Consider the following 4633-nt stretch of genomic DNA (forward strand, 5'->3'; position numbering starts at 1 on the left):
ACAACTGCAGCGGCAGTTTCATCACAACTCGTTTCAATTGCTAAAACTGTTGCCATAAACTGGTAACTTCTTGATGGTGTATACGTGTATTCAAGGGCCTCAATTCTTTACCAAGACCCTACTGGAAGAGTATGATGGGTTTAAGTTTATGCGTCTACGCTGGCAAAAAGTTAAAGCTTTTTGTTACATAACAATTCTTGTTTCGTTATTAAGGGAAACAATTTCTATGCGTCGATTGTTTGCTGTCCTTCTCGTAATGACACTTTGGCTGGGTGTCGTTCCTCCAGCCTCTGCTGATATTGGTGGACTCGTTCCCTGTAGTGAGTCCCCCCAATTTCAAGAGCGGGCTGCTAAAGCTCGTAATACGACTAGTGATCCCAACTCGGGTCAAAAACGCTTTGAAATGTATAGCAAAGCTTTGTGTGGCCCGGACGATGGTCTACCCCGAATTATTGCAGGTGGACCGATGAGTCGTGCGAATGATTTTCTGATCCCCGGTCTATTATTCATCTATATCGCTGGTGGTATTGGCAATGCGAGCCGCAACTACCAAATTGCGAACCGTAAGAAGAATCCAAAGAACCCTGCAATGGGCGAGATCATTATCGATGTGCCTTTGGCAATTTCTTCTACTCTAGCAGCAATGGCTTGGCCACTTACTGCTTTCAAGGAGTTGACTACTGGTCAGTTGACGGTTCCAGACTCAGATGTCACAACTTCACCACGATAGATGAATTGGGTTGAAGACCCACTCAAAATTGATTCGGAGAAAGATTTTATGAAGTTTTTTAGTACGGCTCCTGTGATTGCTTTGATCTTTTTTACTCTGACAGCAGGGTTCTTGGTTGAGCTAAATCGCTTTTTCCCAGATATTTTGTTTTTCCCGTACTAGGGTGGAAGCAATTTTAGGTTGAGAGCCATGTTAGACGTAAACTTTAATCGCTCTAGCGCAGGTTACTCAACCTCTCTCGTTTATATATGTGGATTTGATGCAATGTTGCATATCCTGACGGGAGATGCAGGATAAAAATTTAGAACAACACATTAGTGAACGTCATACCCAGATTCATCAAACTGTGGTGACAGCTGAACAGATGCGAAACATTGAGTCTCGCATCTTTCTATCGGGAATGCCCGTTCCTGCTCTTATGGAAAAAGTTGGGGGTCTGATTGCACAACGCATTCAGGCCTTTTTTCCATGTCAACAGACATCGGTAGGCATTTTAGTTGGGCCAGGACATAACGGTGGAGATGCTTTAGTCGTAGCTCGGGAGCTGTATTTTCAAGGGTATGAGGTCCATGTCTGCCGCCCTTTACCTCGAGCAAAAGAGCTAACTGAACAGCATGCCCAGTATGTTGTCTCCCTCGGGGTGGACATGAGCCAGAGAATAGAATTGCTTCAACAGTGTGATGTGGTTGTGGATGGTCTATTTGGGTTTGGTTTGGAGCGGCCTATTGAGGGTGCGATCGCAGATCTAATCCACCAACTCAATACCTGGTCCCAGCCCATCGTCAGTATTGATCTTCCCTCGGGCTTACATACGGATACCGGAGCGGTTCTGGGGACTGCCATTCAAGCTACCTACACCCTATGCCTAGGCTTGTGGAAGCTAGGTTTGCTCCAAGACCAGAGCTTGCCCTACAGTGGACATTTGCATCTGATTGATTTTGATATTCCCGTTGCAGATATCAATGCCGTTTTAGGTGATCTGCCGGATATTCGCCGCATCACATCGGTTACCGCGAAAAAAGAACTACCCACACAGCGCCATCCCAATACCCATAAGTATCGACAGGGGCACTGCCTATTAATCGGGGGCTCTCAGAAATATGCGGGCAGCATTCTGCTGACTGCTTTGGGCGCACGAGCAACAGGGGTGGGAATGATTACGATTGCGGTGCCAGCCTCTTTGAAGCCGCTGGTATTGCAGTCCGTTCCTGAGGCGTTAGTGATCGCATGTCCTGAGACGGAACAAGGTGCGATCGCAAGTCTACCTTCAGACCTCTTATTGGACTCATTTGATGCCATTGCCTATGGCCCCGGCATAACGACGGAAACAGATGCCATTTTAAGCGAGGTGTTGAACTGTGCTTGCCCCCTTGTCTTGGACGCTGATGGGCTTAATCTCCTAGCACAACATCAACCGTTCGAGATCCTTCAGGCTAGATCAGCACCCACCATCCTTACCCCTCATCCTGGAGAATTTAAGCGCTTGTTTCCTGCCCACCCCCCCCAGGACATACTTCAAAGGGTGAGACAGGCTGCCCAGGCTAGCAATGCTTACATTATTTACAAAGGCGCAAGGGTGATGCTAGCCCCACCGCAAGGGCCGCTATGGATTAACCCAGACAGCACCCCAGCCTTGGCTCGTGGGGGGAGTGGAGACGTGCTCACTGGCATCTTGGCAGGACTTTTGAGCCAGCCACTGGAGGAGCATTCATTCAGTGAAGTTCTGTGTAGTGGAATTTGGTGGCATGCCCAAGCAGGACTATTTGCTGCTCGCCAGCGAACAGAGTTAGGGGTTGATCCGCTGACACTTTGTAAATCCCTGATCCCTACCATTGCTCGCCAATCACCGAAAAACCCCCTGTAAGCTACAGAGGGTTTTTCAGCGAGTTTCTCAAATACCTATTTCTAGGAATGGGTGCTGGATAGTAAAGGTTGGTGTAATGACTTCCTAGCCAACAAATGCAGCAATGGCATAGGAAAGAACACCAGCGATGACGGCACCACCACAGCCACCGATCAGGAAGCCGCTACCCACTGCGCTCCAACCCTCTTTAGTGCCAAAGTCGTTACCAGGATCCGCCGTTGTGATGGATGGGCGGGGTTTGGCGACAGAGACACTGGAATAGATCTGAATCGCAACGGATAAGACGATAATGATACAGCTGGCTGACAGCACGCCCGATACCAGTGCCATCTGAGTGCCCCGAATCGTGCTAGGGCCTGAAGTCGCAAAGGGACCATACAGGTAATAGCCGTGGGCCATCCCAATTTCTAAACCCCTAGCATTGGCAGACATGCCTTTGCGGTAAGCCGGTAGGTTATTGATCCAGGCTTTAACAATCCCAGAACTATTAACAGGTGTAGCAAGATCCCCGACGAAGGGGTCGCCACCATGTGTGACCAAGTCCATTGTCATTGATATAAGTCTCCTCTCAAATCTTAGGGTCCCCTGTAAAATGGCTGGAAGCTAGGGGTAATAGAATAAATGAAAAGATAATGCTGGGACTCATCATCTCATAGAACAGAATTGTTTCTGCTAATTGCAACGAAGAAAGGGTCACCAGCAAGGGATTGCGTTAGATTTCTTAGCATAATGAAATCTTTTTTTGTATTCTTCAATAGGCTTTACTCTGTGCTAAGCATTGATAGCTCCCCCGTTGCCGAAAGAATAATGTCAACCCTGCTCTTGAACTAAACGAATTATTCCATGTCTAAGACCTTACAAGACCTGCAACGCCAAAATGGAGCCCGATGGACCGAGGAGGGCAGCACAATCCTCAGTTTTGGCAATGATGCCTTAGCCCTACAGGCTCTTCAAGAGGGGGTCGCTATTTGCGATCGCACTCACTGGGGACGCCTTCAGGTCACCGATCAGGATCGGCTGTCTTTTCTCCACAACCAAACCACCAACACATTCAAAACCCTGAATCCCGGCGAAGGTTGTGAGAGTGTATTTGTCACCTCTACGGCTCGGACCATTGACCTGGTCAGTGCTTATGTCACCGAAGATGCTGTTCTGTTACTGGTTTCCCCCAATCGCCGAGAACAGCTAATGAAGTGGTGCGATCGCTATATTTTCTTTGGCGACAAGGTCAACATTGAAGATATTACAAATCAAATGGTCACCTTTAGCCTTTTGGGGCCAGAAAGTGCGCAATTGCTGCAAAAAATGGGAATTAAAGACCTCCCTGAGCCGATCAATCACCATATTACTGCCCAAATTAAGGGACAAACCGTGCGGATTGCAGCGGGCAGTGGGCTAACTACACCGGGATTTACGCTGTTTGCCGATGCTGAGGCGGGCGCTGATCTGTGGCAAGCCCTGATAGAACAGGGTGCTCACCCTTTTGGTGATACGGTTTGGGAGCAGGTCAGAGTGGCCGAAGGACGGCCCAAACCAGATGCTGAGTTAACCGAAGATTTTAATCCCCTAGAAGCGGGGCTTTGGCAAACGATTTCCTTTGATAAAGGTTGCTATATCGGTCAAGAAACGATTGCTCGTCTGAACACTTATCAAGGGGTTAAGCAGCGACTCTGGGGTATTCAGCTCAGCGAAACAGTTCCGACAGATACCCCCATCACTGTGTCAGATAAAAAGGTGGGGGTGCTCACCAGTCTGGTAGAAACCCCTAAAGGGCCTTTGGGATTAGGGTATGTGAAAACGAAGGCGGGGGATATTGGGACCTGTGTTTCTGTGGGAACGGGGACGGGGACCTTAGTTGAGGCCCCTTTTCTTACCTATCCTCAGCCCACCCCGAACCCAACAGCTTAGGCTCAATTATTCCTGGACGGAGGGTGTCCTGAAATCAGGTACATTCAAGAGGAACGCTATGCATTTGGGAATCGTGACACAAACCTATCAGGCCAAAATCTATGTGACCCTGAGGCCGTCGGTCTTAGACC

Annotated in this window: 5 protein-coding genes; 4 read left to right on the top strand and 1 reads right to left on the bottom strand. The window is 48.6% G+C overall.

Annotated elements, in window-relative coordinates:
• Positions 1 to 226 precede the first annotated feature (226 nt).
• From Q0986_RS11280 to Q0986_RS11290, 3 genes are all read left to right on the top strand, one after another.
• On the top strand, positions 227 to 730 hold the full coding sequence (locus Q0986_RS11280; RefSeq protein WP_299410026.1) for a Photosystem I reaction center subunit III: 504 nt from the start codon (positions 227 to 229) through the stop codon (positions 728 to 730).
• Positions 731 to 778: 48 nt separating this feature from the next.
• Positions 779 to 892 (top strand): Photosystem I reaction center subunit IX, encoded by a 114-nt coding sequence (locus Q0986_RS11285; protein ID WP_299410031.1) that lies wholly within the window; start codon positions 779 to 781, stop codon positions 890 to 892.
• Between the two features lie 124 nt (positions 893 to 1016).
• Complete coding sequence (locus Q0986_RS11290; RefSeq protein WP_299410028.1) at positions 1017 to 2594, top strand: NAD(P)H-hydrate dehydratase; 1578 nt, start codon at positions 1017 to 1019, stop codon at positions 2592 to 2594.
• 84 nt (positions 2595 to 2678) lie between these two features.
• Here Q0986_RS11290 and Q0986_RS11295 read toward each other — a convergent pair whose 3' ends face one another.
• Positions 2679 to 3146, bottom strand: a complete 468-nt coding sequence (locus Q0986_RS11295; RefSeq protein WP_299410029.1) for a photosystem I reaction center subunit XI — start codon at positions 3144 to 3146, stop codon at positions 2679 to 2681.
• A gap of 291 nt (positions 3147 to 3437) precedes the next feature.
• On the opposite strand from Q0986_RS11295, the gene Q0986_RS11300 reads away from it, so the two are divergent.
• Entirely contained in the window at positions 3438 to 4502 is a 1065-nt protein-coding gene (locus Q0986_RS11300; RefSeq protein ID WP_299410030.1) for a folate-binding protein, read from the top strand.
• The last annotated feature ends 131 nt before the right edge of the window (positions 4503 to 4633 follow it).

This window comes from Acaryochloris sp. IP29b_bin.148, assembly GCF_028285565.1.
GTDB lineage: Bacteria > Cyanobacteriota > Cyanobacteriia > Thermosynechococcales > Thermosynechococcaceae > Acaryochloris.

What these genes read in the sequence shown, in the direction of transcription:
- Q0986_RS11280 (WP_299410026.1), top strand. Translation starts at nt 227, where the DNA reads ATGCGTCGATTGTTTGCTGTCCTTCTCGTAATGACACTTTGGCTGGGT.
- Q0986_RS11285 (WP_299410031.1), top strand. Translation starts at nt 779, where the DNA reads ATGAAGTTTTTTAGTACGGCTCCTGTGATTGCTTTGATCTTTTTTACT.
- Q0986_RS11290 (WP_299410028.1), top strand. Translation starts at nt 1,017, where the DNA reads ATGCAGGATAAAAATTTAGAACAACACATTAGTGAACGTCATACCCAG.
- Q0986_RS11295 (WP_299410029.1), bottom strand. Translation starts at nt 3,146, where the DNA reads ATGACAATGGACTTGGTCACACATGGTGGCGACCCCTTCGTCGGGGAT.
- Q0986_RS11300 (WP_299410030.1), top strand. Translation starts at nt 3,438, where the DNA reads ATGTCTAAGACCTTACAAGACCTGCAACGCCAAAATGGAGCCCGATGG.